Source organism: Bradyrhizobium sp. HKCCYLRH3059, from assembly GCF_051168035.1.
Classification (GTDB): Bacteria; Pseudomonadota; Alphaproteobacteria; order Rhizobiales; family Xanthobacteraceae; genus Bradyrhizobium.
Map to the genome: position 1 here is coordinate 72,174 of NZ_JBNPUF010000011.1, position 25,340 is coordinate 97,513.

At 66.0% G+C, this 25,340-nt stretch carries 26 protein-coding genes; 24 read left to right on the plus strand and 2 right to left on the minus strand.

Going from position 1 to position 25,340, the window contains the following annotated elements; all coding sequences use genetic code 11:
- The first annotated feature begins 7 nt into the window (after positions 1-7).
- From ACQR13_RS28365 to ACQR13_RS28445, 17 genes are all read left to right on the plus strand, one after another.
- Positions 8-1,798: a nickel-dependent hydrogenase large subunit gene (locus ACQR13_RS28365; RefSeq protein ID WP_315713498.1), complete on the plus strand. Its 1,791-nt coding sequence runs from the start codon at positions 8-10 to the stop codon at positions 1,796-1,798.
- A gap of 13 nt (positions 1,799-1,811) precedes the next feature.
- Positions 1,812-2,555: a Ni/Fe-hydrogenase, b-type cytochrome subunit gene (gene cybH, locus ACQR13_RS28370; RefSeq protein WP_315752369.1), complete on the plus strand. Its 744-nt coding sequence runs from the start codon at positions 1,812-1,814 to the stop codon at positions 2,553-2,555.
- 14 nt (positions 2,556-2,569) lie between these two features.
- A complete protein-coding gene (locus tag ACQR13_RS28375) occupies positions 2,570-3,157 on the plus strand; it encodes a HyaD/HybD family hydrogenase maturation endopeptidase (protein WP_315825313.1) in 588 nt (195 codons plus the stop codon).
- Between the two features lie 22 nt (positions 3,158-3,179).
- Positions 3,180-3,470, plus strand: coding sequence for a HypC/HybG/HupF family hydrogenase formation chaperone (locus tag ACQR13_RS28380; protein WP_315825312.1), 291 nt, complete (start codon positions 3,180-3,182; stop codon positions 3,468-3,470).
- Positions 3,471-3,707: 237 nt separating this feature from the next.
- On the plus strand, positions 3,708-4,154 hold the full coding sequence (locus ACQR13_RS28385) for a hydrogenase accessory protein (protein ID WP_315769264.1): 447 nt from the start codon (positions 3,708-3,710) through the stop codon (positions 4,152-4,154).
- Entirely contained in the window at positions 4,151-5,014 is an 864-nt protein-coding gene (locus ACQR13_RS28390; protein WP_315769239.1) for a hydrogenase expression/formation protein, read from the plus strand. Before ACQR13_RS28385 ends, ACQR13_RS28390 begins: the two co-directional genes overlap by 4 nt.
- Complete coding sequence (locus tag ACQR13_RS28395) at positions 5,011-5,223, plus strand: rubredoxin (RefSeq protein WP_434863468.1); 213 nt, start codon at positions 5,011-5,013, stop codon at positions 5,221-5,223. The genes ACQR13_RS28390 and ACQR13_RS28395 overlap by 4 nt, the downstream gene beginning before the upstream one ends.
- Positions 5,220-5,723, plus strand: a complete 504-nt coding sequence (hybE, locus tag ACQR13_RS28400) for a [NiFe]-hydrogenase assembly chaperone HybE (RefSeq protein WP_315769234.1) — start codon at positions 5,220-5,222, stop codon at positions 5,721-5,723. The genes ACQR13_RS28395 and hybE overlap by 4 nt, the downstream gene beginning before the upstream one ends.
- Entirely contained in the window at positions 5,720-6,820 is a 1,101-nt protein-coding gene (locus ACQR13_RS28405; RefSeq protein WP_315769233.1) for a nickel-dependent hydrogenase large subunit, read from the plus strand. The genes hybE and ACQR13_RS28405 overlap by 4 nt, the downstream gene beginning before the upstream one ends.
- Complete coding sequence (gene hypA, locus ACQR13_RS28410) at positions 6,813-7,154, plus strand: hydrogenase maturation nickel metallochaperone HypA (protein WP_315752375.1); 342 nt, start codon at positions 6,813-6,815, stop codon at positions 7,152-7,154. Before ACQR13_RS28405 ends, hypA begins: the two co-directional genes overlap by 8 nt.
- On the plus strand, positions 7,154-8,131 hold the full coding sequence (hypB, locus tag ACQR13_RS28415) for a hydrogenase nickel incorporation protein HypB (protein ID WP_315769231.1): 978 nt from the start codon (positions 7,154-7,156) through the stop codon (positions 8,129-8,131). The genes hypA and hypB overlap by 1 nt, the downstream gene beginning before the upstream one ends.
- Positions 8,128-10,395: a carbamoyltransferase HypF gene (hypF, locus tag ACQR13_RS28420; RefSeq protein ID WP_316172368.1), complete on the plus strand. Its 2,268-nt coding sequence runs from the start codon at positions 8,128-8,130 to the stop codon at positions 10,393-10,395. Before hypB ends, hypF begins: the two co-directional genes overlap by 4 nt.
- The gene (locus ACQR13_RS28425; RefSeq protein WP_315713487.1) at positions 10,395-10,631 is read left to right on the plus strand and encodes a HypC/HybG/HupF family hydrogenase formation chaperone; all 237 of its coding nucleotides are present in this window, start codon (positions 10,395-10,397) and stop codon (positions 10,629-10,631) included. The genes hypF and ACQR13_RS28425 overlap by 1 nt, the downstream gene beginning before the upstream one ends.
- The gene (gene hypD, locus ACQR13_RS28430; protein ID WP_315825306.1) at positions 10,628-11,755 is read left to right on the plus strand and encodes a hydrogenase formation protein HypD; all 1,128 of its coding nucleotides are present in this window, start codon (positions 10,628-10,630) and stop codon (positions 11,753-11,755) included. The genes ACQR13_RS28425 and hypD overlap by 4 nt, the downstream gene beginning before the upstream one ends.
- On the plus strand, positions 11,752-12,792 hold the full coding sequence (hypE, locus tag ACQR13_RS28435) for a hydrogenase expression/formation protein HypE (RefSeq protein ID WP_315825305.1): 1,041 nt from the start codon (positions 11,752-11,754) through the stop codon (positions 12,790-12,792). The genes hypD and hypE overlap by 4 nt, the downstream gene beginning before the upstream one ends.
- An 8-nt stretch (positions 12,793-12,800) precedes the next feature.
- Positions 12,801-14,258: a sigma-54-dependent transcriptional regulator gene (locus ACQR13_RS28440; protein ID WP_315713484.1), complete on the plus strand. Its 1,458-nt coding sequence runs from the start codon at positions 12,801-12,803 to the stop codon at positions 14,256-14,258.
- Positions 14,233-15,600, plus strand: coding sequence for a sensor histidine kinase (locus tag ACQR13_RS28445; protein WP_315825304.1), 1,368 nt, complete (start codon positions 14,233-14,235; stop codon positions 15,598-15,600). The genes ACQR13_RS28440 and ACQR13_RS28445 overlap by 26 nt, the downstream gene beginning before the upstream one ends.
- Positions 15,601-15,721: 121 nt before the next feature.
- On the opposite strand, the gene ACQR13_RS28450 is transcribed toward ACQR13_RS28445, so the two are convergent.
- Together ACQR13_RS28450 and ACQR13_RS28455 are read right to left on the minus strand one after the other, a co-directional pair.
- Positions 15,722-16,408, minus strand: a complete 687-nt coding sequence (locus ACQR13_RS28450; protein ID WP_315825303.1) for a GntR family transcriptional regulator — start codon at positions 16,406-16,408, stop codon at positions 15,722-15,724.
- 100 nt (positions 16,409-16,508) lie between these two features.
- The gene (locus ACQR13_RS28455) at positions 16,509-17,222 is read right to left on the minus strand and encodes a GntR family transcriptional regulator (protein WP_315713481.1); all 714 of its coding nucleotides are present in this window, start codon (positions 17,220-17,222) and stop codon (positions 16,509-16,511) included.
- 140 nt (positions 17,223-17,362) lie between these two features.
- Between ACQR13_RS28455 and ACQR13_RS28460 the strand changes: the two genes are divergently transcribed.
- The 7 genes from ACQR13_RS28460 (at position 17,363) to ACQR13_RS28490 (ending at position 25,336) form a co-directional block, all read left to right on the plus strand.
- Positions 17,363-17,887: a copper chaperone PCu(A)C gene (locus ACQR13_RS28460; RefSeq protein WP_315825301.1), complete on the plus strand. Its 525-nt coding sequence runs from the start codon at positions 17,363-17,365 to the stop codon at positions 17,885-17,887.
- A gap of 91 nt (positions 17,888-17,978) precedes the next feature.
- Entirely contained in the window at positions 17,979-19,757 is a 1,779-nt protein-coding gene (locus tag ACQR13_RS28465) for a PQQ-dependent dehydrogenase, methanol/ethanol family (protein ID WP_315825300.1), read from the plus strand.
- Between the two features lie 67 nt (positions 19,758-19,824).
- Positions 19,825-20,355 carry a c-type cytochrome gene (locus ACQR13_RS28470; protein WP_315713478.1) on the plus strand — a complete coding sequence of 177 codons (531 nt, stop codon included), beginning with the start codon at positions 19,825-19,827 and terminating at the stop codon, positions 20,353-20,355.
- Positions 20,352-20,984 (plus strand): hypothetical protein, encoded by a 633-nt coding sequence (locus ACQR13_RS28475; RefSeq protein ID WP_315825299.1) that lies wholly within the window; start codon positions 20,352-20,354, stop codon positions 20,982-20,984. Before ACQR13_RS28470 ends, ACQR13_RS28475 begins: the two co-directional genes overlap by 4 nt.
- A gap of 81 nt (positions 20,985-21,065) precedes the next feature.
- Positions 21,066-22,619, plus strand: coding sequence for an AMP-binding protein (locus ACQR13_RS28480; protein WP_316172370.1), 1,554 nt, complete (start codon positions 21,066-21,068; stop codon positions 22,617-22,619).
- Positions 22,620-22,656: 37 nt separating this feature from the next.
- Positions 22,657-23,595: an AEC family transporter gene (locus ACQR13_RS28485; protein ID WP_316172371.1), complete on the plus strand. Its 939-nt coding sequence runs from the start codon at positions 22,657-22,659 to the stop codon at positions 23,593-23,595.
- A 28-nt stretch (positions 23,596-23,623) separates the two neighbouring features.
- Positions 23,624-25,336, plus strand: coding sequence for a thiamine pyrophosphate-binding protein (locus ACQR13_RS28490; RefSeq protein WP_316172372.1), 1,713 nt, complete (start codon positions 23,624-23,626; stop codon positions 25,334-25,336).
- The last annotated feature ends 4 nt before the right edge of the window (positions 25,337-25,340 follow it).

The window sequence follows — 25,340 nt, forward strand, 5'->3', positions numbered from 1 at the left end:
GGCAACGATGGGCATCCAGACTCCCAACGGCTTCAATCTCGACAATTCCGGCAAGCGTGTCGTCGTCGATCCGCTGACGCGCATCGAGGGCCATCTGCGCGTCGAGGTGAATGTCGATTCCAATAACGTGATCCGCAACGCGGTCTCGACCGGCACCATGTGGCGCGGCATCGAGACCATCCTGCGGAACCGCGATCCGCGCGACGCCTGGGCCTTCACCGAGCGGATCTGCGGCGTCTGCACCGGCACGCACGCGCTGACCTCGGTCCGCGCGGTCGAGAACGCGCTGGGGATCATGATCCCCGATAATGCCAACTCGATCCGCAACATCATGCAGCTCTGCCTGCAGGTGCACGATCACCTCGTGCACTTCTATCATCTGCATGCGCTCGACTGGGTCGACGTGGTCTCGGCGCTCAAGGCCGATCCAAAGGCGACCTCGGCGCTGGCGCAGTCGGTCTCGGACTGGCCGCTGTCCTCGCCGGGCTATTTCAAGGACCTGCAGATCCGGCTGACCAAGTTCGTCGAGTCCGGTCAGCTCGGTCCGTTCAAGAACGCCTATTGGGGTCATGCGGCCTACAAGCTGCCGCCGGAGGCGAACCTGATGGCGGTGGCGCACTATCTGGAAGCGCTCGACTTCCAGAAGGAGATCGTCAAGATCCACACCATCTACGGCGGTAAGAACCCGCATCCGAACTGGCTGGTCGGCGGCGTGCCGTGTGCGATCAATGTCGACGGCACCGGCGCGGTCGGTGCGATCAACATGGAGCGGCTGAACCTCGTCTCCTCGATCATCGATCGCTCGATCGAGTTCGTGCAGAAGGTCTATCTGCCCGACGTGGCGGCGATCGGCTCCTTCTACAAGGACTGGCTCTATGGCGGCGGTCTCTCCGGCAAGAACGTGATGTCCTACGGCGACATTCCGGAGAATGCGAACGATTATTCAGGGAAGAATCTCAAGCTGCCGCGTGGCGTGATCCTCAACGGGAATCTGAACGAGATCCTGCCGATCGATCACGGCGACCCCGAGCAGATCCAGGAGTTCGTCACCCACTCCTGGTACAAATATCCCGACGAGAGCAAGGGGCTGCATCCCTGGGACGGCGTCACTGAGCCGAACTACCAGCTCGGCCCCAACGCCAAGGGCACCAAGACGGACATCAAGGAGCTCGACGAGGGCGGAAAATATTCCTGGATCAAGGCGCCGCGCTGGCGCGGCAACGCGGTCGAGGTCGGACCGCTGGCGCGCTACATCATTGGTTATGCGCAAGGGCGACCGGAGTTCAAGGAGCCGACCGACAGGCTTCTGAAGACGCTGAACCTGCCGGTCACAGCGCTGTTCTCCACGCTTGGCCGCACCGCGGCACGGGCGCTCGAATGCGAATGGGCGGCGAACCAGATGCGCTACTTCCAGGACAAGTTGGTGGCACGCATCAAGGCCGGCGATTCCTCGACCGCGAACATCGAGAAGTGGAAGCCGGAGAGCTGGCCGAAGGAGGCCAAGGGCTACGGCTTCACCGAGGCGCCGCGCGGCGCGCTGGCGCACTGGATCAAGATCAAGGACACCAAGATCGACAACTACCAGTGTGTCGTGCCGACGACCTGGAACGGCTCGCCGCGCGATCCCAAGGGCAATATCGGCGCCTTCGAGGCCTCCCTGATGGATACGCCGATGGCGGATCCGGAGAAGCCGCTGGAGATCCTGCGCACGATCCATTCGTTCGATCCGTGCCTCGCGTGCTCGACCCACGTGATGAGCCCGGACGGCCAGCAAATGGCGACGGTCACGGTCAGGTAGTGGGAGACGCACCATGATGGATGCCATTGCACGTCCCGCCGAGGCAGAGCCCAACCTTGCGGCGATCGCGGCCGACGCCGCCGGTGAACACGCGGTCGGCCGGCCCACGGTCTATGTGTACGAAGCACCGGTGCGCATCTGCCATTGGGTGAATGCGTTCGCGATCGTCGTGCTGATGATCACCGGCTATCTGATCGGGACTCCGCTCCCCAGCGTCGAAGGCGAGGCGTCGGCGAATTTCGTGATGGGCTACATCCGCTTTGCCCATTTCGCGGCCGGACAGGTGCTGGCGGTGTTCTTCCTTGCCCGCATCTTCTGGGCCTTCGTCGGCAACCACCACTCCCGGCAGATCTTCTACATTCCGGTGCACCGCAAGCAGTTCTGGAAGGAGGTGCTGCACGAGATCCGCTGGTACGCTTTCCTCGAGCGTGAGCCGAAGATGTATGTCGGCCATAATCCCCTGGCGCAGACAGCCATGTTTACCGGCTTCACGCTGTTCGTGACCTTCATGATCATCACCGGCTTTGCGCTCTATTCGGAAGGCACCGGCATCGACAGCTGGCAGCACAAATTGTTCGGTTGGGTGTTCGCGATCTGGCCGAACAGCCAGGACGTCCACACCTGGCATCATCTCGGGATGTGGGCGCTGGTCACCTTCGTGATGGTGCACGTCTATGCCGCCATTCGCGAAGACATCATGTCACGTCAGAGCATCATCTCCTCGATGATCTCGGGCGAGCGGCAGTTCCGCGAGTAGCAGGGGGGGCCGGCATGGTCGATGAGCGCGGGCGCGATCGCATTCTGGTGCTCGGGATCGGCAACATTCTCTGGGCGGACGAAGGCTTTGGCGTGCGGGTGGTGGAGGAATTCCACCGCCGCTTCACCGTGCCCGACAATGTCACGATCCTCGATGGCGGCACGCAGGGACTTTACCTCGTCAACTATGTCGAGGAAGCCGACGGCCTGATCGTGTTCGACGCCATCGACTATGGCCTGGTGCCGGGCGAGCTCAAGCTCGTCCGCGACGACGAGGTGCCGCGCTTCACCGGCGCCAAGAAGATGAGCCTCCACCAGACGGGCTTCCAGGAAGTACTGAGCGCGGCCGACCTGCTCGGCCGCTATCCGCAGCGGCTTGCGCTGATCGGCTGCCAGCCGCTCGACCTCGAGGATTGGGGCGGTCCGCTGACGGCGCCGGTTCGTGCGCAGATCGCGCCGGCGATCGAGCTGGCCTGCGCCCTGCTGGCGGAATGGGGCTCGCCGGCCGTGTCGCGGCGTGCACCGCTCGCCGGCGACGAACGCCTGCTCGCGAACGACATCGACCATCACAGCTACGAACTGGGGGCGCGCACGGCCGATTGACCGCGCCGCGAGGGAATCCGCCATGTGTCTTGGCCTGCCGATGACAATCCTGGAGACCGATGGCGTCTCGGCGCTGTGCAGCTTCGACGGCGAGGAGCGCCGCGTCTCGGTGCTGTTGCTGTCGAATCCGCCGGTCGGAGCCAGGGTGCTCGTCTATATCGACAATGCCGTTCGCCTGCTCGATGATGAGGAAGCGCGGCTGATCGGCGAGGCGCTGCGCGGCCTGCAGGCGGCCGTGAACGGCGAGAATTGCGATGACTTCTTCGCGGATCTGATCGGGCGCGAGCCGGAGCTTCCGGAGCATCTGCGGTAGCGGCGTCATGCCCTCGGGCGGCGCCAAATTACTGATAACAAGATTTCCATATACGAAGTAAGTTTGCAGGCCTTGCCTGGAAAGCACCTTTCCAATTTCTCGCGCAATCCTTTAGTTGCAATAAAAACTTAATATATTTCAATGTCTTGAGAATTCTTGGCCCCGCGTGGGCGTCTGGCACGTCGATTGCTGATCATGGGGAATATGGCAACGATAACTGGTCAGGGAGAAACACCGATGGAAATGCAGCAGCGTGACCCCGCGCGCGCGCGAGGCGGGTTGCCGGAGGTCGATACGGGCACCGTCGATGCCTTTCTCTCCGAGGCTGATTGCGCCGGGCTTGTCGCCGTGCTGCTGTCGGCCGGGGATCCCGCGCGGTTTCCAGAGGCACTGGACGTGGCCATCGTGCTGCCGGAGCTGATCACGGCGTTTCAGGGCCGGCTGCGCGGCGCGGTCGTCGCGCGCGAAGCGGAGGCCGAGATCGGGGCGCGATTCGGCGTGCGTGTGCAGCCGAGCCTGATCCTGTGCCGCGGGGGAGAGACGCTCGGCCTGATTGCCAAGATCCAGGACTGGTCTGTTTATGTCGATCGCATCTCGCGGCTGATCGACCGGCCGCAGGGCGCGACGGCGGCGGTCGTCGCCAGCATCGTCCCAGTCCATCAGCCTGCGGGAGTCGAGCGATGAAGCCGGGATTCTGGATCGCGCCTGAAGGAGCCGAGGAGCCGGTCAACATCTTTCCGATCGGCGAAGAGGCGCTCGATACCTCCCACAAGGGGCTGACCGCCTCCGGAGCGCTGGCCAAGCTGGCCTCGCTCGACTCGGAGGCGCTGGCGCGGAGCTGTCCGCGCGCGGTCGAACTGCTGTCGACGATTGCATCCGCCACCGCGGCGCAGACGGCCGGCGCACCGACGCAATTATTCCGTCTCGAAGGCCTCAACGATCTCGAGCGGCGGCTGATCGACGACGTGCTGGGCGAGGGCGAGGTTGCGGGCGTCGTGGCTCTTCCCGACGGGACGCTGGCCCAGATCCAGGAATCGGTGCTCGCCGGCATCTGGCGGGTGCGGCTGGAAGCGGATGAGCGCCACGACTACATCGAAGTCGGCGCCGTGCCGGAGATCGTGTCGCGCGCGGCCGCCGACCTGACCGCAAATGACATCGCGATCGGACCGGTGCCCGAGGGCACGATGAACGCGCTGCCGGTGCTCGCCGAGATCCGCGAGCGCGCGCTGTCCTGGCGACCGGGCCAGCGCTCGCAGACCATCAACTTCACGCTGCTGCCGATGAGCCCGGCCGACATGAGCTTCATGCAGCAGACGCTCGGCAACGGCCCGATCCAGTTGATGTCGCGCGGCTACGGCACCTGCCGCGTGCTCGCGACCGGCATCCGCCATGTCTGGTCGGTGCAATTCTTCAACGCCATGGATACGATCATTCTCGACACCCTCGAAGTCGGCGGCGTGCCGGTGGTCGCGCTCGCTGCAGCCGAGGATTTCGAGGATTCGGCCGAGCGCCTGACCCAGATCATCGAGGCCTATTTCACATGAACGGCGGCTTCGAGAATTACGGTGTCCGCAGCGATCTCGCTGATGACGCGCTGTTGGAGTGCGGCATCTGCTGGACGCGCTACGACCCGGCCGAAGGTGATGGCGTCGCCCAGATTGCGCCGGGCACGCCGTTCGCGGCGCTGCCGGACGACTGGCGTTGCCCGAACTGCGACGCGCCGAAGACCAAGTTCATGGTGGTCGAGCAATGAGCGCTGACGCGCAGGGCAGGTCTGACGTCACGCCGGTCGCGTGGGGCGAGCGTCTCGCCGGCGTCTATCGTGGGATCGGCGCGCGTGCGATGCGCGAGCTGCCGATCTATCACCACGCGCTCGACGTCGAGGCGATCGGATTTTCGGTGGTTGAGGGCCGCATCCTCGGCATCGTCGTCACGCCCTGGTTCATGAACCTGGTCACTCCGGCCGCCCAGGGCTCCGCGGGATCCGTCGTCAAGATCGTGCTTCCGGCCGGCTCGTTCGAGTTCACGATCGGCGATATCGCCGGGATCGGGCGGATCGCGAGCTGCTCGCTGTTCTCGCCGATGTTCGAGTTCGCGGACATGGCCGCGGCGCGTGCGGCGGCGGAGGCCGCGCTGGCCGCGCTGATGGCGGCACCTGAGGACGAGGCGTTGTCCGAACGCGCCGCGAAGGCGTCGAGCACGATCGATCGCCGCGCGTTCCTGCGCGGCACCCTCTCCGAGGGCCGCGCATGACCCTCGGCTTTCGCAACCGCATCGACGTGACGCTGTCGGTCGCCGATCGGCGGATCGCAGGCGTCGACATTCAGCCGCGCACGCGGCCGCCGCTGGGACGGCTGTTCGCCGGCAAGCCGGCCGAGATGCTGCTTGCGGCCCTGCCGCGGCTGTTCTCGCTGTGCGCCGGTGCGCATCAGGTCGCGCTGCTCTCGGCGCTGGAAGCGGCGCGCGGCGAGCAGGCGAAGCCGTCGACGCGTCATCGTCGGATCGAGGCCGTGCTGACGGAACGCTTCGCCGAACTCATGCGCGGTCTGCTGATCGCTTCAATGGCGGACAATCGTAGTGCTGCGCAGCCGGTTCAACGGCTCTTGCAGGCGATCGCGGCGCTACAGACGCATTCCGGCGTCTCGCAGCAATCTCGCGCTGCAACCTTGTCTCAGATCAAGACGGGCATGGTGGCTCTGGGCATAGGCTTGCCAGGGGAACCGGTTCTGCCGGGAACTCTGCTTGCATCGATGATGGACGCGGCCCGGAAGGCCGCCGATGATGGAGGATGGAGGCACATGCCGGCCGAGCACGGCATCCTGTCGGCCGCCGATGATGGCGCCATCGTCGCGCAATTGATCGACGTGGGATCTGCCTTTGCTGAGGCTCCCGAGCTCGACGGCCGCGTTCCGGAGACCGGAGTCTGGGCCCGCTATGCGGAGCGCCATCAATTGGCATCGGCTGGTCCCGTCGAACGCCTCTCAGCCAAGATCGCTGAGATTGCTGAGCTGTTCCGCTGGATCGAGACCGGCGAGGCGGAGGACCAGGCGGCCGACCCGCATGCCGTCGCAAGCTACGCGCTCGGGTCGCGGCGCGGTGCCGCCGCAGTCGAATGCGCGCGCGGCCGGCTGCATCACGCGATCGAGCTGGATGCGCACGGCGCGGTCTCGCGTTTCGAGTATCTGGCGCCGACGGAATGGAATTTTCACCCGCGCGGTCCTGTCGTGAGGAGCCTCACGGGGGTTGCGCTGCGCGGCACCGTCGATCGCCAGGCCATCCATACGATGGTCGGATCGTTCGATCCCTGCGTCGGCTATCACCTGGCGTTCCGGGGGATGGCCGATGCATGAGATGGCGCTGTGCGAAGGCATCGTCGAGATCGTCGAGCAGGAGGCACGTAAGGGCGCCTTCTCCACGGTGAAGACCGTGTGGTTGGAGATCGGTGCGCTCAGCCATGTCGCGCCGGAGGCGCTGCGATTCTGTTTCGAGGCGGTGACCGCGAAAACCCTGTTGCACGGGGCAGCGCTCGAGATCATCGAACAGCCGGGCACGGCATGGTGCCTGGGCTGCTCGCGCGGCGTCGAGATCAGTCAACGCTATCAGTCTTGTCCGGCCTGCGGCAGTCATCAGCTGCAGGTCACGGGCGGTGAGGACATGCGGGTCAAGGAGCTGGAGGTCGAGTAATGTGCACGGTGTGTGGCTGCAGCGACGGCAAGCCCTCCGTCGAATCCGGTGATCATCATCACGATCACGGTAAGCATCATCAGGCTCATGGACACGATCACAGCCATGATCAGTCCGGACATCATCACTATCACGGCCATCATCATCATGATCATGTTCACGAGCATGGTCACCATCACGATGATGACCCGCATGATCACGGTCGCGCGCATGATCATCAACATGATCATGCTGCCGACCACGTCGACTGTTCGGCCAATCCGGCCGGGCAGGAGGTTGCCGGCCTCTCCAGCGGGCGCATCATCCAGATCGAACGCGACATTCTCGGCAAGAACAACCGGCTCGCGGCAGAAAACCGCGCGCGCTTCGCCGCGCATGACGTGCTGGCATTCAACTTCGTTTCCAGCCCGGGCGCCGGCAAGACCTCGCTGCTGGTCCGCGCCGTCTCCGATCTCAAGCAGAGTCGGCCCGTCGCGGTGATCGAGGGCGACCAGCAGACCTCCAACGATGCCGAGCGCATCCGCGCCACCGGCGTGCCGGCGATCCAGATCAACACCGGCAAGGGCTGTCATCTCGACGCGGCCATGGTCGGCGAAGCCTTTGGCCGGCTGCCGTCACTGCGCGGCGGGCTGCTGTTCATCGAGAATGTCGGCAACCTCGTATGTCCGGCCGCCTTCGATCTCGGCGAGGCCTGCAAGATCGTCGTGTTCTCGACCACCGAGGGCGAGGACAAACCGCTCAAATATCCCGACATGTTTGCAGCGTCATCGCTGATGCTCATCAACAAGATCGATCTGGCGCCGGTGCTCGATTTCGATCTTGCGCAGACGATCGAATATGCCCGCCGAGTCAATCCGAAGATCGAGGTACTGACGATCTCCGCGAAGACAGGCGAGGGCCTTTCGGCGTTCTACGCCTGGATCAGGAAGCAGTCTGAGCGGATGCGGGCGGGCGCAGCGAACGCGGTGCGGGGATGAGCACGCCCGGCCGGACATCGGCGGCGAACCATACGTGCCTCCGGCTCCGCGTCCGCGGGGCCGTGCAGGGCGTCGGCTTTCGTCCCTATGTCCATGGTCTGGCAACCCGCCATCGGCTCGGCGGCTTCGTCGCCAACGATGCTGATGGCGTGCTGATCGAGGTCGAGGGCGACGAGGTCGCCGAATTCGTCGAGGCTCTGCCGCGGCAGACACCGCCGCTGGCGCGCATCGACGACATCGCCGTCGAGCCGATCGCGGCCGGTATCGGCACGGGCTTCCGGATCGCCGGGAGCGTGGGCGGGCGCGTCACGACGCGGATCGTGCCGGACGCCGCCACCTGTGCCGCATGCCTGGCCGAGCTGTTCGATCCCGGCAGCCGCTTCCATCTCTATCCTTTTGTCAACTGCACCCATTGCGGCCCCCGTTTCACCATCGCCGAGCGCCTGCCTTACGATCGCGTGTCCACGGCGATGAAGCACTTTCCGATGTGTGAGGCGTGTCGGTCCGACTACGAAGATCCTGCAGGGCGCCGCTTTCATGCCGAGGCGATCTCGTGTCCGCGCTGCGGTCCGCGGCTCAGCCATGGCATCGATGATATTGCCGCCGCGCTCGCGAATGGCAGGATCGTCGCCATCAAGGGTCTCGGCGGCTATCAGCTGCTCTGTGACGCCCAGGATGAGCAGGCCGTCCGGCGACTGCGCGCGCGTAAGCAGCGCGACGGCAAGCCGTTTGCCGTGATGTTGGCCACGGTCGACGCCGCAACTGAGATTGCCGAGATCGATGCGCCTGAGCGCGCGCTGCTGGAGCGGGGGGCGCGGCCGATCGTGCTATTGCGCTCACGCCAGCGTGTTGCGTCCTCGGTCGCACCAGGGCTCGCAAAGATCGGGGTGATGCTGCCGGTCGCTCCGCTGCATCATCTGATCTTCCATGTGCTGGAGGCGGGCCGCCGCGTGGCTGCCGACGGACCATGGGCGCTGGTCTGCACCAGCGCCAATCCGAGCGGGGAGCCGCTGCTGACCGACAACGCCGAGGCGCTCGCGGATCTTGCCGGCATTGCGGATCTGATCGTCACCCACGACCGGGACATCGTCATCCGAGCCGACGATTCCGTGCTTGCCGTCGTGGCCGGCGTTCCCCGCTTCGTCAGGCGTGCGCGCGGCTATGTTCCGGAGCCGATCCGGCTCGCGCGCACCATGCCGCCGGTGCTCGCGGTCGGCGCTCAGCTGAAGGCGACGGTGACGGTGACGCGCGGCGACGAGGCGTTCGTGTCGCAGCATCTCGGAGATCTCGACACGGCGGCGGCGATCCGCTTCTTCGAGGAGACGATTGCGCATCTCACCGCCATCCTCGATGTCCAGCCGGTCGCGATCGCTCATGACCTGCATCCGGACATGGCGTCGACGCGGTTCGCGCAGGCACACGGTCTGCCGACGCTGCCGGTGCAGCATCACCAGGCGCATGCGGCCTCCGTCATGGCCGAGCATGGCGTGACCAGCCCCGCCCTCGCGCTGGTGCTGGATGGCTACGGCTATGGCAGCGATGGCGGCGCCTGGGGCGGTGAGCTGCTGTCCTGCGACGGCGCGGGCTTCCGGCGCGTCGGCCATCTCGCACCGTTGAAGATGCCGGGCGGCGACCGGGCCGCACGGGAGCCGTGGCGGATGGCGGCGTCCGTGCTGCACGACATCGGTCGCGGTGACGAGATCGGGCGGCGTTTCGCGGCCCAGACACAGTCGCGCAACATCTCCATGCTGCTGGATCGTGCCGATGCTCCGGTCACCACCAGCGCCGGCCGGCTGTTCGATGCCGTGGCCGGACTGCTCGGTGTCACCACGGTGCAGAGCTACGAAGGCGAGGCGGCCATGAAGCTGGAGGCGCTGGTGCGCGAACCGGCAGCGCTGGAGCGCGGCTGGACCATTGCCGATGGCGTGCTGTCGCTGCGGCCGCTGCTCGCGCATCTGATCGCGCGTGATCTCGACGCCGTCGAAGCCGCGGGGCTGTTTCACGGCACGTTGGCCGCGGCCTGCGTCGACTGGATCGTGAGAGCCTCGCGTGCGACCGGCATCGGTACGATCGTGCTGAGCGGCGGCTGTTTTCTCAATGCGCATCTGGCCGAACAGATCGTGCGCGGCTGCCGGTCCGCAGGCCTCGATCCGCTGCTGCCGCGCCGTCTGCCGCCCAATGACGGCGGCCTCAGCCTCGGGCAGGCCTGGGTGGCCGGTCTGCATCTCACACAAAACAACATGATGTCTGGAGGGACCGTCTGATGTGCCTGGCCATTCCTGCCGAGGTGATCAAGCTTCTACCTGACGACATGGCGATCGTCTCGATCGACGGTGTCAGCAAGGAGGTCTCGGTCGCGCTGATCGAGGAGATCGCCGTCGGCGACTACGTCATTCTTCATGTCGGCCACGCGCTGGCCAAGATCGATCCGGAGGAGGCGCGCGAGACGCTCGACCTGCTCCGGCAGATGGGCGAGGCTGTGGCGGAGGTCAGACCATGAAATATGCCGACGAGTTTCGCGACAAGGAGCTGGCGACGGGTCTTGCGCGCGCCATCCGCGCCAAGGCCGAGCCGGCGCGCGCCTATCGCTTCATGGAGTTCTGCGGCGGCCATACCCATGCGATCGCGCGCTATGGCCTCGAGGACATGCTGCCCGACAATGTGCGCATGATCCATGGCCCCGGCTGTCCGGTCTGCGTGCTGCCGGCCGGGCGCATCGATATGGCGACCGCGCTGGCCGAACGGCCCGAGGTCATCCTCTGCGTTTATGGCGACCTGATGCGCGTGCCGGGCTCGCGCGGGTCCTCGCTGCTCAAGGCGAAAGCGCGCGGCGCCGACATCCGCATGGTGTATTCGACGCTGGATGCGATCGCGCTGGCCGAGCAGAATCCTGGTCGCGAGGTGGTGTTCTTCGCCATCGGCTTCGAGACCACGACGCCCCCGACCGCCGTGATGATCCGGGCCGCCGAGAAGAAGCAGCTGTCGAACTTCACCGTGTTCTGCAACCACGTGCTGACACCGCCGGCGATGCGCGCGATCCTCGACAGCGACGACACGGTCGAGATCGACGGCTTCGTCGGGCCGGCGCATGTCTCGACCGTGATCGGCACCGAGCCCTACGCGCCGTTCGCGCGCGATGATGGCAAGCCCGTCGTGATCGCGGGCTTCGAGCCGCTCGACATGATGCAGGCGATCCTGATGCTGATCGAGCAGGTCAATGACGGCCGCCACGAGGTGGAGAACCAGTACCGTCGCGCCGTCACCGCCAGCGGCAACCAGCGCGCCATCCGCGAGGTCGCCGAGATCTTCGAACTGCGCGACCAGTTCGAATGGCGCGGCCTCGGCAGCATTCCGGCGAGCGCATTGAAACTGCGGCCCGCCTTCGCGCATCTCGACGCCGAGCTGCGCTTTGCCATGTCCGAGCTGGTTGTGGCCGACAATCCGGCCTGCGAATGTCCGGCCATTCTGCGCGGCCTGAAGAAGCCGGTGGACTGCCGGCTGTTCGGCACCGCCTGCACGCCGGAGACGCCGATCGGCTCCTGCATGGTGTCGTCGGAAGGTGCCTGCGCGGCGCATTGGACCTATGGCCGCTTCCGCGACCATCAGCGGAGGCTTGCATCATGAGCATGCATCAGCGCCGGCTCGACATGAAGAACGGCTGCGTCGATCTCTCGCATGGCGCCGGCGGTCGCGCGATGGCGCAACTGATTGCCGGCCTGTTCCACGAGGCGTTCGGCAATGAATGGCTGGCGCGTGGCAACGACCAGTCGGCGTTCGACGTCGCCGCCGGCCGCATGGTGATGACGACCGACGGCTATGTGGTCTCGCCGCTGTTCTTCCCCGGCGGCAATATCGGCTCGCTGGCGGTGCACGGCACGGTCAACGACATCGCCATGGCCGGCGCCAGGCCGCTGTATCTGTCGGCGAGCTTCATCATCGAGGAGGGGTTTGCGTTTTCCGACCTGAAACGGATCGCCGATGCGATGGGCGAGGCGGCGCGCGAGGCGGGCATTGCGATCATCACCGGCGACACCAAGGTGGTCGAGCGCGGCAAGGCGGATGGCGTGTTCATTTCCACCGCCGGCGTCGGCGTGCTGCCGGACGGCCTCGATCTCTCGGCCGACAAGGCCAGGCCCGGCGACCGCGTGCTGTTGTCCGGCAGCCTCGGTGATCACGGCGTGGCGATCATGTCGCGGCGGCAGAACCTCACCTTCGACACCGAGATCATCTCCGACTCGGCCTCGCTGCACGGGCTCGTCGCCGACATGGTTGCAGCCGGCGGCGCCGGCATCCGGCTGATGCGCGATCCCACGCGCGGCGGGGTTGCGGCCACGATGAACGAGATCGCGCAGCAGTCCAATCTCGGCTTCCGTCTGCAGGAGGAAGCGATTCCGGTGAAGCCTGCGGTCGCTGCCGCCTGCGAGCTGCTCGGGCTCGATCCGCTCCACGTCGCCAATGAGGGCAAGCTCGTCGCGGTGGTCGCGCCGGAGCTGGCCGGCGCCGTGCTCGCCGCCATGAGGGCGCATCCGCTCGGCCGCGATGCGGCTGACATCGGCGAAGCGGTGGCCGATGATCACCGCTTCGTCCAGATGGCGACGAGCTTCGGCGGCGGCCGTATCGTCGACTGGCTGTCCGGCGAGCAGTTGCCGCGGATCTGCTGAGACGCGCGATGGGGATCCAGGGAACGATACTGGTCGTGGATGACGAGGTCCGGTCGCAGGAGGCGCTGCGCCGCGTCCTCAACCAGGACTTCGAGGTCTTGTGTGCCGGCAACACGAACGACGCGGAGAAGCTGCTCGAAGGCGAGATCGTGCACGCCGTGATCTGCGACCAGCGCATGCCGCAGGAATCCGGCGTCAGCTTCCTGAAGCGCGTGCGCGAGATGTGGCCCGACCCTGTCAGGATGATCATCTCCGGCTATTCGGACTCCGAGGACATCATCGCCGGCCTCAACGAGGCCGGCATCTATCAGTACATCACAAAGCCCTGGCAGCCGGATCGCCTGATCGAGATCGTCCGCGAGGCCGTGCAGTTGTACCGGCTGCAGAAGGAGACGGAGACCGCCGGCGTCGACGTGAAGGCCACGCCGGCCCACATCAAGAAGGTGGTGTCGGTCAAGCGCGGCGCCGCCAAGCAGCTCTATGATTTCGACCGCATCGTGCATTCGGCGGCGAGCCCGATGCGCAACGTGATCGAGCTCGGCCGGCGCGCCGCCGACTACGACATCTCGGTCTTGATCACCGGCGAATCCGGCACCGGCAAGGAGCTCCTGGCGCGTGCGATTCACTATGGCTCTGCGCGCGCCACCAAGGCCTTCGTGGTCGAGAATTGCGGCGCGCTGCCCGATGAGCTGCTCGAGAGCGAGCTGTTCGGCTGCAAGAAGGGCGCGTTCACCGGCGCCTATCAGGACCGCATCGGCCTGTTCGAGGTCGCCGACGGCGGCACCATCTTTCTCGACGAGATCGGCGAGACATCCCCCGCCTTTCAGGTCAAGTTGCTGCGCGTGCTGCAGGAGAGCGAGATCCGGCCGCTCGGCGCGCAGCGCGTGCGCCAGGTCGACGTGCGCGTGGTCGCGGCCACCAACCGGGATCTCGAGGCCGAAGTCGAAGCCGGCCGCTTCCGCCGCGATCTGTACTACCGGCTCGCCGCGTTTCCGGTGCACATGCCGTCCTTGCGCGAGCGTCCGATGGATATTCCGCTGATCGCCGAGGGCGTGCTGTCGGCGGTGAAGACATCGTTCAACCGGCCGCATCTGCGGTTCGCACCGGCGGCGCTGGAGGAATTCTCCCGCTATCACTGGCCCGGCAATGTTCGCGAGTTGCAGAACGAGATCCAGCGCATGGCCGTGCTGGCCGATGCCGACGAACTGCGCTGTCCGCCGTTCGCCGGCCGGCGCAACGGCCGCCGCGCCGCGCCCGCGATCGCCAATGGCAAGCTCAACGGTTCCGGGAGCCTGAAGGACAGGGTCGAGGATCTTGAAAAGACCATCATCGTTCACTGTCTGGAGAAATATGATGGTAACATCAGTCGCGTCGCCAGCGAGCTCGGCCTGTCAAGGGTGGGGCTCCGGAACAAATTGTCGAGATACGATCTGAAGAAACATGGCAAAGGCCACTCACTCTCCTGAGTCCGGGGCTGACACGCTGCTCAAGCTGATCGCGAGCAGCAGTACGCTCGAACTCGACAGCGAGCGCGAAGGCGTGTGGATCGAAGTGATCCGCAAGATGGACGAGGTCTATTCCGACCTGCTGCGCTACGAGGTCGATCTCGAGCACAAGAACGCCGAGCTCGAGGAAGCCCAGGCCTTCGTCACCAACGTCATCGAGTCCGTCTCCGACATCCTGGTCGTCTGCGACGCCGGGGGCACGGTACAGCAGGCCAACTCCGCATTCCTGCAGACATCGGGACGGGCCTTGGCCGACATCGCCGGTCGCGATATCGCCGAGATGATCGATCCCGATCATCGGCCCAAGCTCGCCTCGCTGCTGAAGCCGCGCAGCAGCGCCGATGTGGTCGACGGTGAATTGCGCTTTGCCGCGGCAGCCGGCGTCAGCTCCGATCTGTTCGCGATCAACAGCTCGCCGCGGCATGACCATCGCGGCCGCTTCATCGGCGTCGTGCTGACGGGCCGTCCGATCGGCGAGCTGCGCCGCGCCTATGAGGCCCTGCACAAGGCGCATCAGGAGTTGCAGCGGGCGCAGCGGCAATTGGTCGAGCAGGAGAAGATGGCGAGCCTCGGCCGGCTCGTCGCCGGCGTGGCCCACGAGCTGAACAATCCGATCAGCTTCGTCTATGGCAACATCCACACCCTGATGCGCTACCGCACCTCGCTGGTCGGCTATCTCGATGCCATCCATGAGCAGCCGGTCAGCGAGGACATCGCCGCGCTTCGCTCGGATCTGAGGATCGACGCCATCCTCGAGGATTTCGGGCCGCTGATCGACGGCACGGTGGAAGGCGCGGTGCGCATCAGCGAGATCGTCAAGAACCTGCGCCGCCTGTCGTTCTCGAAGCTCGGCGAGGTCGAGCGCGTCAACATCGAGCGACTGATCAATACGGCCGTGCTGTGGGCAGGGCGCACCAAGCAGCATCGTGTCGACATCCAGATCGAGGTCGAGCCGGATCTGTGGATCTTGGGCAACGAAGGCCAGCTGCATCAGGTGATCGTCAACCTCGTGGAGAACGCGATCGACGCGATGCGATCGACCGACCTGCCGCGCCTTCTGGTCGCGGTGGCGCGCCAGGGCAGCGAGATCGCCTTTCGCATCACCGATAACGGCCCGGGCATCGACAAGGATCATCTGACCCACATCTTCGAGCCGTTCTTCACGACCAAGCGCGTCGGGGAGGGGACGGGGCTCGGGCTGTGGATCAGCTACGGCATCGTCCGCGAGCACGGCGGCGAGCTGTTGGCCAGCAACGAGCCGCAGGGCGGCGCCACGTTCTCTTTCAGCTTGCCGGCGGCTTGACCATAGCGGCGGCGCTGCTGCCGACGCTGAAGTGGGATGCTGGGTATCCCTTCGAAACGATGCTGGGGTTCCTGACGGCGGTGCCGTCGGATGTTGCGGGCAGAAGCCAAGCCCGAGGTGATCAGGACGCCGTTGCGACCGGCACGCGCTCGCGCTGATTGGTCAACCGCGCCAGCAGCACGGTTGCGGTTCGCGTGATGTGCTGCCTGGCAAGATCCTCGGCTGTCTGCGCATCGCCCGCGATCACCGCCCGCAGGATGTCCTCATGCTGATCCCAGATCCGCCGCGGCGTCTCGTCGCGCATCAGCACCTCGCCCATCAGCCGGCGCAGATGCAGCCAATGCGGCAGGGTGGTGTCCTGGATGACGGAGTTGCCGGAGATCTCGTAGAGGAATTCATGAAACCTGACGTCGGCCTCGATCAGCTTCTCGACCGAATGCTCGCGCTCGGCGCGCCGGCCCTGCTCGATCAAATTCGGGCCTTCCTCGGCCGCTCGCTTGGCGCCGCGGGTCGCCGCGAGCCGGCAGGCGAGGCCCTCGGCGACCGCGCGTATTTCATAGAGGTTGCGGATGAAGTCGGTGTCGATCGGCGCGACTTCCAGGCCGCGGCCCGGCGCCTCGCGCACAAAGCCCTGATTGCGCAGCAGCAGCAGGGCCTGCTGCACCGGCTGGCGCGAGACGCCGAGGTCGCGGGCCAGATCGTCCTGGATGAGGCGGGCAGATTCCGGCAACTCCCCGCCGACGATGTCGGAGAGAATGCGCTCGTAGACGCGTTCGGTCAGGCTCGGCTGGGTCTTCAGCGGCGGCACACGGCCTCCACGGGATCAGGTGTGATGTCCGGTCGCGAATGCGAGGCTGCCGTGCCGGAGCCCAGCGCTCGCATTGCGGCCGCTGTCGGTTTGAACGGAGTCATAGCGGGAATTTCCGCGCAGTGAGCGTCCGCCGCTGCTTGGACTTGCTGTCCTGCTGGATTTCGAGGTGATGGATGAACACGCTGGCCGCGCGCGAAATGTGCTCCCGGCTCAGCCGTTCGGCCTCGGCGCTGCGGCCCTCGATGACGGCTGCAAGAATGTCCTCATGCTCGTCCCAGACCATCCGTGACATGCTCTGCTCCTTCTGCAGCACGTCGGACATCACCCGCTTCAGGCACGGCCAATGCGGTGCCATCGTCTCGCCGATCAGCGCGTTGCCGGAGAGGTCGCCGAGGAAGCGATGGAAGGCGATGTCGGTCTCGATCTTGCGGTTGACGAGCCCGCTCTTCACCGCCTCGTAGCCGGCCGCGATGTAGGCCGGACCTTCGCGCGCAGCGCGATCGCTCGCCCGCTCGGCGGCCAGTCGCGCCGCGAGGCCTTCGAGCACTGCCCGCATCTCATAGAGGTCCCGGACGAAGCCGGGGTCGAGCGGCGCCACGATCAACCCGCGGCCCGGCGCGCTCTGCACCAGCCCGCAGCCGCGCAGCAGGATCAGCGCCTGCTGAACCGGCTGGCGCGACACTCCGTAAGCCTGGGCCAGATCGTCCTGGATCAGCCGCGAGCCCGGCGCGAGAACGCCGCTGACGATCTCGTCAGTGATGGCTTCGACGACCTGGTCGACCAGAGAGGGAGCGGCGGGCACGATTCGCATGGGTCATCACATTTTGCCGGACATTAGCATGTCAAGACAGAAAATCCATTTGCGACGTATTCGAATTCAGAGTACGAATTCAAAAAAGGGCGCCGCCCTAGGGCAAGTTAAAGAGGCGGCCATATAGGGGAGGGACTCCGTTGTCGGAAGATCCGACCAGTCTGGAGCGCGATCAGGTTTGGTCCGCGCGCTCGGAGGGCAGCGTGCGCGCCGGCGTGATGCCGGCGGTCTCGCGCGCATTGCTGGCGGCCTCTGTGGCGTCGGTTGCAGCGATGGCGCCTGCGCTCGGGGTGGCCGGAGAAGGCCTGACCCTGTCGGATGCGTGGGTGCCGGCGGCGCCCGAGGTGGGACGCGACATCCCGTTGCTGATCACGATCAAGAATGACACGAGCGCGCCGGAAGCGTTGATGCGCGTGCGTTGTCCGATCGCCAATTTTTCGGAGCGGCACACCGTCGACCGCGGCGAAGGCGCGCCGGCGATGCGCTCCATTCCCAACATTCCAATTGCCGCGGGCAGCACGCTGGTGCTGCTGCCGACCGCCTATCACGTGATGCTGCTGCAGACGCGGGAGCCGCTCGAGCCAGGCCAGCGCTTCACCTGCACGATCGTGTTCCAGAAAGCAGGATCCATCGAAACGGAGGTCGAGGTTCGCAAGTCCCCTTGAAGCGTGTTTGTCGCCTGCTGCCCTCCGCCGTCGCGCTTGGCGGAGCGGTATTCGCTCGAACTCATAATCAATATAATGGGAGAAGGAAACGATGAGGACTAACGTCAGGTCGACCCTGCGGGCGGTGCTGCTGGCCAGCGCAGCCTTCGCTTGTTTCCAGCTTGCATCGCCGGCGCAGGCCGCCGACGAGATGACCCCCGAACGGCTTCTCAACGCCGACAACGAAGCCGGCAACTGGCTGCACCATCATAAGAACTACTCGGGCACACGGTTCTCGGCGCTGAAGGAGATCAACAAGGATAACGTCAAGAACCTGAAGGTCGCCTGGACGATGCATCTCGGCGGCGTCGAGGGCGGCGGCATCTGGAGCCACGGCGGTCTCGAAGGCACGCCGATCGTCGAGAACGGCATGATCTACGTCACCGACGGCTGGGGCTCGGTCTACAAGATCGACGCGCGCGGTGGCAAAGGCCAACTGGTCTGGAAGATGGATCCGAAGACGGATCACGACTGGGCCGGTGCGATCGCCTGCTGCGGCGTCGACAATCGCGGCGTCGCGCTGTGGGGCAATCTCGTCATTTCGCACACGCTCGACGGCCGCCTGATCGCGACCAACAAGGAGACCGGACAGGTCGCCTGGCAGCGCCAGGTCGCCGATCCCGACAAGGGCGAGGTGATCACCGGTGCGCCGCTGATCGTGAAGAACATGGCGATCTCGGGCGTGGCCGGCGCCGAATACGGCATCCGCGGCTGGATCGCGGCGACCGATCTCGGCACGCAGAAGGAGGTCTGGCGCACTCACACCATTCCGGGGAAGGGCGAGCCGGGCAGCGAGACCTGGAAGGACAGCAACGACGCGGCCGCGGCCGGCGGCGGCTCGACCTGGGTGACCGGGACCTACGACCCGGCGACCGACACCATCATCTGGGGCGTCGGCAATCCCGGTCCGGACTGGGACAACGCCTATCGTCCGGGCGACAACCTCTACACCGACAGTTCGCTGGCGCTCGATGCCAACACCGGCAAGATCAAGTGGCACTATCAGCACACGCCGAACGATCCCTTCGACTATGACAGCGTCGCCGAGAATGTCCTGGTCGATGTGCCCGCGCCGAACGGCTCCACCCTGAAGCTCGCGCTCGAGGCCGACCGCAACGGCTTTGCCTATGCGATCGACCGCACCAGCGGCAAGTTCATCTGGGGCCTTCCCTTCGTCAAGAAGGTGACCTGGACCAAGGGGCTCGATGCCGAGACCGGCAAGCCGATCGAGTATGATCCGAAGAACCCGGTGCAGCGCTACAATGCGTCGGTGTCGCCGCATCGTGAGAACAAGGTCGCGGACATCTGCCCAGGCAACATGGGCGGCAAGAACTGGCCGCCGACCTCGTACAATCCGGACCTGAAGCTCTGGTACATCCCTGTCATCGAGAGCTGCAACCGGATCACCGTGGAAGAAGCGACCAAGGACAAGCTGAAGCCGCGCGAGTTCTGGACCGGCGGCGGACCGAGCCAGCCGTTCAAGATCACGGGCAGCGTGACCGCGATCGACGTCACCACCGGCAAGATCGCCGGCAAGATGGAGACGCCGTTCCCGAATCTCGGCGGCATGCTGTCGACGCCTGACCTCGTCTTCACCGGCCAGCCCTCGGGCGAGGTGATGGCGCTCGATGCCAAGACCCTGCAGAAGCTGTGGGAGTTCAACACCGGTGGCGGCGTCAATGCGCCTCCCGTGACGTTCTCGGTCGACGGCAAGCAGTATGTCGCGATCCTGGTCGGTCTCGGCGGCGCCTGGGACAAGTGGTTCATCGAATCCACGCCCGAGCTGAAGAAGATCCAGCCCGGCTCGATGCTCTACGTCTTCTCGCTGTGAAGTCGGCTGCGGAGCGGAGGCATGGCCTCCGCTCCGCCTCCTATCCCCTGTTCGACAAGAAGATCAGATGAAACTCAGTGCGATCACGTTCGCCGTGACGTCGGCTCTCGTCCTCGGCTCCGCTTCGCTCGCGTTGGCGCAGTCCGCGGCGCCGGCGGATCCGACCGAGGCCGGCAAGGCCGTGTTCAAGCGCGCGAACTGCGTCGGCTGCCACAAATGGCACGGCAATGGCGGTGGTGGCTATGGCGGCGACGCGCTGTCGCTGCGCAGGACGCAGCTCACTCGTGACCAGATCATCGAGACCGTGACCTGCGGCCGGCCCGGGACGGGCATGCCGTACTTCGCGCGCGGCTCCTATGACACGGCGAAGTGCTACGGCATGAGCCGCCAGGATGTCGGCGAGCGCATGCCGCCGGAAGGCGGCGTGTTCCTGCGGCCGAACGACATCGAGGCGGTCGCAGACTACGTGCTCGCGCACATCAAGGGGCGCGGCGAGCCGACCTACGACGAGTGCACCGCCTTCTTCGGCAACACGTCGCGGGTCTGCGATATCTACAAGGCGAATGCCACCAAGCCTGCAAGCGAGCCATCGAAATGAAGCGGTCGACCTGCGCTGCGATCTTCGCCACGTTCGTGCTGTCGTTCGTGATGCACGCGGCCTCCGCGCAGGCGGTGCCGAACTACGATCTGCGTGACATCACCGTCGGCATGCCGGTCGGCGACCTGCCCGATCAGGGCTATGTCAATCTGACTTGCGCCAAGGATCCGAATCGCAAGCTCAATGCGTGGTCGGCATGGCGCGACTGTCCCGCGGACGAGCAGGCGCGGCACGCGGTGCGCTTCGATTTCGATCCGGAGACCAGCCAGGACGGCACAAAGGTGGCCGGTCATCCCGTGCTGCTGACGGTCCTGGTCGACGACAAGGGCACCGTCACCGGCCTGACGATCGAGACCGATCCGAAGGCGCGGCTCTATATTCGCAAGAAGGCGTTCCTGCTCGGCAACCAGGTGAAGTCGCGCTATGGCGCCGAGGGCTGGGAGTGCAAGGAGCAGCAGCCGACCGCAGGCGAGCAGCCCGTCGGGGGCGTGTTCCTGCGCGAGGTCTGCAAGAAGACGGTGCCCGGCCGGACCCTGACGGTCGAGCGCGAGCTGTTCCGCAAGCCGGATCAGGACGCCAAGAGCTTCGTCGATCAGACGCTGGTGCGGATCACCAAGGATATCAACTAATCCGCCGCCGACCTTCATCGCGCTCCGCTGGAGGCGCGCGCCAGTCGGCGTCGTGAACCCGGTTGCCGGGAGGAAACGACGATGAGGGATCTCTTGAATTTCGGGCAGATGCTGTCGGCCCATGCGCGCATGTCGCCGGAGCGCACCGGTGCCCGAGATCTCGAACGTGCGATGAGCTTTGCGCTGTGGAACGAGCGCGCGTGCCGGCTCGCAAACGCGCTGCTCGGGCTCGGCCTTGCCAAGGGCGATCGGGTTGCGATCCTTGCCTACAATTGTGTCGAATGGTGCGAGATCTATGCAGCCACGGCCAAGGCCGGCCTGGTGGCGCTGCCGATCAATTTCCGCCTCACCGCGCCCGAGATGCAGTTCATCGTGCAGAATGCCGAAGCGGCCGCTGTCATCGTGCAGGACGAACTCGTGGGCCTGGTCGAGGAGACGCGCAAGGATCTTGGCATCGCCGACGACCGCTTCATCCACTTTGGCACCAGGCCGCGTCCGGCAGGCTATCGCGGCTACGAGGACGTCATCGCCGCGGCTGCGGACCGCGAGCCGGACCAGCAGGTCGCGCTGTCCGATCCCTGGACGTTGATGTACACCTCGGGCACGACCGGCAAGCCCAAGGGCGTGCTGCGCAGTCATCGCAGCGCCGTGCTGCTGTCGATGGTCACCGAGATCGAGCTGAAGCTGAACCGCAACGACGGCGCGCTGCTGGTGATGCCGATGTGCCATGCCAATTCGCTGAACTTCTTCGGCGCGTTCGGCTATATCGGCGGCGTCAACTCGATCTATTCGCGCAAGAGCTTCGATCCCGAGCACGCCGTGACGACGCTTGCCGATGGCGGCTCCACGTTCACGTCGCTGGTGCCGACTCACTACATCATGATGCTGGATCTGCCGCGCGCGGTGCGCGCGCAGCATGATTTCAGCGCCGTCACCAAGCTGATGATCTCTTCGGCGCCGGCGCGCCCGGAGACCAAGCGCGAAGTGATGGAGATGTTTCCGAAGTCCGGGCTCTACGAGCTGTATGGCGCGACCGAGACCGGCTGGGTCACCATGCTGCATCCGCATGAGCAGTTCACCAAGCCCGGCTCGGTCGGGCGCGAATGCGTCGGCGCCGCACCGATCCGCATCCTCGACGAGGCCGGCCACGAGGTGCCGGACGGCGAGGCGGGCGAGCTCTATTCGTCGAACGCGCACACCTTCGACTGCTATTGGCGCCTGCCGGAGAAGACCGCGGAGGCGTTCCGCGGTGACTACTGCTCGGTCGGCGACATGGCGCGCCGCGATGCCGACGGCTACATCCATCTCGCCGACCGCAAGAGCAACATGATCATCTCGGGCGGCGAGAATATCTATCCCTCCGAGGTCGAAGCGCAGGTCGGCGCGCATCCTGGTGTCAAGGATATCGCGGTGATCGGCCTGCCCGACGACAAATGGGGCGAGCGGGTCCATGCCGTGATCGTGGCGCGCGACGGCATGGCGGTGAAGGAGAGCGACCTGGTCGAATGGGCGAAAGAACGGCTCGCCGGCTTCAAGCGGCCGCGCTCCTACGCCTTCATCACCGACGCCGAGATGCCGCGCAACGCGACGGGCAAGATCCTGCATCGCGAGCTGAAGAAGAGATTCTCGCAGTGAGTCGCTGCAATGGCTTACGGTCTGATATGTAGTTGCGATGCAGGCCGTCCTCAATTCCGCCCTTCCGATCTTCGCGCTGATCCTGACCGGATTCCTGTGTGGCTGGTTCGGCGTGTTCGATCGCACCGCGACCGACAATCTCAACCGTTTTGCCGTCTATCTGGCGCTGCCGGCGCTGATCTTCACCGCGATGTCCAAGATCGGCGTCGAGCAGGTCAGCCAGTTCGGCTTCATCGGCGCGTTCTGCGGCGGCATCGCCGCGACGTTCGCGACGGGCTTCGTGATCAGCCGTCTGCGCGGCCGGCGCGTTGCGAACGCCAGCATCGAGGGGCTGGACGCCGGCTACAGCAATGTCGGCTTCATGGGCATTCCGATGTGCCTCCTGGTGTTCGGTCCGGACAGCGCGCCGGCCTCGATCATCGCCACCTTGTTCACGGCCTGCGTGCTGTTCCTGTTTGCGATCGTGGTCGTCGAGATGGATCTGCAGAAGGGCGCCACGCTGGGCGCGACGGTCGCCAAGGTGGCGCGTTCGCTGCTGACCAGCCCGCTGTTCATCGCGCCCGTCGCCGGCCTGGCGGTCGGCCTCAGCGGATTCTCACTGCCGGCGCCATTCCTCAGCTTCACGACCTTGCTCGGCGGCGCAGCCTCGCCGGCCGCGCTGGTCTGCATCGGGCTGTTCCTGGCACAGGAGCGCGTCGCGACGCGCGATGCGACCTCGATCGTCATCCTCGTCTCGCTGAAGCTCGTGATGCAGCCGGCGGTGACCGCGCTGCTCGCCTTTCAGGTGTTCTCGATGCCGCCGCTGTGGTCGCATTCGGCCGTGATCCTGAGCGCGCTGCCGATCGGCTCGGGACCATTCACGATCGCCAAGCTCTACGGCCTGGAGGCCGGCGTCACCTCCGGCTCGATTCTCGTTTCACACATCTTCGCCGTCCTCACCGTCTCGCTGCTCGTGGCCTGGCTCGCGCCGGGCTGATCACGTCACCATCCGCAGGAGTCGTCAGATGAAGATCTCTCCCGACAGTGCCGCCGATCTGATCGCCCGCCTGCTCAAGCGCCGCGGCGTCAGCCGCGTGTTCGCGCTGTGCGGCGGCCACATCATGCCGATCTGGATGCGGCTGGACGCGGAAGGCATCGGCATCATCGACGTGCGCGACGAGCGCGCCGCCGTGCACATGGCGCAGGCGCATACGGAGCTCACCGGCGAGCTCGGCGTCGCGCTGGTCACCGCCGGGCCGGGCATGACCAACGCGGTCACCGGCATCGCCAATGCCCATGTCTCGCGCGCGCCGGTGCTGGTGATCTCGGGCGGCAATCCGCGGCCGCAGGAGAACCGCGGCGGCCTGCAGGACATGGACCACACTCAGCTGGTGCGCTCGATCACGCGCTATGCGCGCACCGTGCGCGAGCCGTCGCTGGTGCTGCAGGAGCTCGACGAGGCGATCTCCCGCGCCTTCGGCGACGGCGGCGAGCCCGGGCCCGTTTTCATCGATTTCCCGGTGGATACCTTGCGCGGCATCGTGCCCAAGGCGCTGCAACTGGAGGAGCATCTCGCGCCGAAGCCGCGTGCGGCAGCGCGGCCTGATCCGGCCGAGGTCGAGAAGGCGGTCGAGCTGTTGTGGTCGGCGCGCCGCGTGCTCGTCATCTCCGGCCGCGGCGCGCGCGGTGCCGGCCCTGAGCTGATCGCGCTGCTCGACCGGCTCGGCGCCGTCTATCTCGACACCGGTGAGAGCAGGGGGCTGGTACCTGATGATCATCCGTCTGTTGTCGGCGCGATGCGCGGCGCCGTGATGGGCGATGCCGATGTGGTGCTGACGGTCGGCCGCCGGCTCGACTTCCAGCTCGCCTATGGCTCGCCGGCCGTGTTCAAGGACGCCAAATTGGTGCGCATCAGCGACACCGCCAGCGAGCTGCGCGACAACCGTCGCGGTGCGGCCGAGATCCTGGCGACACCAGCGGAGACCTTGCGCGCGATGGTGGGGCTGGCGGGCAACCGCGAGTCGGCCGTCGATCGGCAATGGGCCGCAAGACTGCGGGCCGCGCATCAGGAGCGCGCGGCCAAGCTGAAGCAGAGCATGGCGATGGCGCCGGCCGGCTCCGACGGCCGGTTGCATCCGAATCGCGTGCTCTCGGCCATTCAGGACGCGATCGGCAATGACGCCGTGGTCATCACCGACGGCGGTGATTTCCTGTCCTTCGCCCGCGTCGGCCTGAGCGCGCCCCTGATGCTCGATCCCGGCCCGTTCGGCTGTATCGGCATCGGCGTGCCCTATGGCATTGCCGCGAGCCTGGCCTATCCAGACAAGCCGGTGGTGGTCGCGACCGGCGACGGCGCGTTCGGCTTCAACGCGATCGAGGTCGACACCGCGGTGCGCCACAAGGCGCCGGTGCTGATCGTCGTCGCCAACAACGGCGCCTGGCAGATCGAGGTCCACGACCAGACCGTCACCCATGGCAAGGTGGTCGGCACCAGGCTACAATTTGCCGATCACGCGGCGATGGCGCGCGCCTTCGGCATGCATGCCGAGCGCGTCGAGACCGCGGAGCAGCTCGGCCCCGCGATCCAGCGCGCGCTGGCCAACCGCCCGGCGCTGCTCGACATGGTCGTCACGCCGGAAGCGGTGTCGTCGGATGCCAAGACGGGCCTCGCCTGGGTGCCGGACCTGCAGCCGCTTGCTGCGTGGGACGAGGCGGAACGGAAGTGGCGCGGCTCGTGAGGCC

Coding starts and splice junctions, on each gene's coding strand:
- ACQR13_RS28390 (WP_315769239.1), top strand. CDS start 4,151: ATGAAGCCGGGATTCTGGATCGCGCCTGAAGGAGCCGAGGAGCCGGTC.
- ACQR13_RS28425 (WP_315713487.1), top strand. CDS start 10,395: ATGTGCCTGGCCATTCCTGCCGAGGTGATCAAGCTTCTACCTGACGAC.
- ACQR13_RS28475 (WP_315825299.1), top strand. CDS start 20,352: ATGAAGCGGTCGACCTGCGCTGCGATCTTCGCCACGTTCGTGCTGTCG.
- ACQR13_RS28395 (WP_434863468.1), top strand. CDS start 5,011: ATGAACGGCGGCTTCGAGAATTACGGTGTCCGCAGCGATCTCGCTGAT.
- ACQR13_RS28470 (WP_315713478.1), top strand. CDS start 19,825: ATGAAACTCAGTGCGATCACGTTCGCCGTGACGTCGGCTCTCGTCCTC.
- hypD (WP_315825306.1), top strand. CDS start 10,628: ATGAAATATGCCGACGAGTTTCGCGACAAGGAGCTGGCGACGGGTCTT.
- ACQR13_RS28480 (WP_316172370.1), top strand. CDS start 21,066: ATGAGGGATCTCTTGAATTTCGGGCAGATGCTGTCGGCCCATGCGCGC.
- ACQR13_RS28490 (WP_316172372.1), top strand. CDS start 23,624: ATGAAGATCTCTCCCGACAGTGCCGCCGATCTGATCGCCCGCCTGCTC.
- ACQR13_RS28485 (WP_316172371.1), top strand. CDS start 22,657: ATGCAGGCCGTCCTCAATTCCGCCCTTCCGATCTTCGCGCTGATCCTG.
- ACQR13_RS28445 (WP_315825304.1), top strand. CDS start 14,233: ATGGCAAAGGCCACTCACTCTCCTGAGTCCGGGGCTGACACGCTGCTC.
- ACQR13_RS28380 (WP_315825312.1), top strand. CDS start 3,180: ATGTGTCTTGGCCTGCCGATGACAATCCTGGAGACCGATGGCGTCTCG.
- hypA (WP_315752375.1), top strand. CDS start 6,813: ATGCATGAGATGGCGCTGTGCGAAGGCATCGTCGAGATCGTCGAGCAG.
- ACQR13_RS28405 (WP_315769233.1), top strand. CDS start 5,720: ATGACCCTCGGCTTTCGCAACCGCATCGACGTGACGCTGTCGGTCGCC.
- cybH (WP_315752369.1), top strand. CDS start 1,812: ATGATGGATGCCATTGCACGTCCCGCCGAGGCAGAGCCCAACCTTGCG.
- hybE (WP_315769234.1), top strand. CDS start 5,220: ATGAGCGCTGACGCGCAGGGCAGGTCTGACGTCACGCCGGTCGCGTGG.
- ACQR13_RS28440 (WP_315713484.1), top strand. CDS start 12,801: ATGGGGATCCAGGGAACGATACTGGTCGTGGATGACGAGGTCCGGTCG.
- hypE (WP_315825305.1), top strand. CDS start 11,752: ATGAGCATGCATCAGCGCCGGCTCGACATGAAGAACGGCTGCGTCGAT.
- ACQR13_RS28465 (WP_315825300.1), top strand. CDS start 17,979: ATGAGGACTAACGTCAGGTCGACCCTGCGGGCGGTGCTGCTGGCCAGC.
- ACQR13_RS28385 (WP_315769264.1), top strand. CDS start 3,708: ATGGAAATGCAGCAGCGTGACCCCGCGCGCGCGCGAGGCGGGTTGCCG.
- ACQR13_RS28365 (WP_315713498.1), top strand. CDS start 8: ATGGGCATCCAGACTCCCAACGGCTTCAATCTCGACAATTCCGGCAAG.
- ACQR13_RS28375 (WP_315825313.1), top strand. CDS start 2,570: ATGGTCGATGAGCGCGGGCGCGATCGCATTCTGGTGCTCGGGATCGGC.
- ACQR13_RS28455 (WP_315713481.1), bottom strand. CDS start 17,222: ATGCGAATCGTGCCCGCCGCTCCCTCTCTGGTCGACCAGGTCGTCGAA.
- hypB (WP_315769231.1), top strand. CDS start 7,154: ATGTGCACGGTGTGTGGCTGCAGCGACGGCAAGCCCTCCGTCGAATCC.
- hypF (WP_316172368.1), top strand. CDS start 8,128: ATGAGCACGCCCGGCCGGACATCGGCGGCGAACCATACGTGCCTCCGG.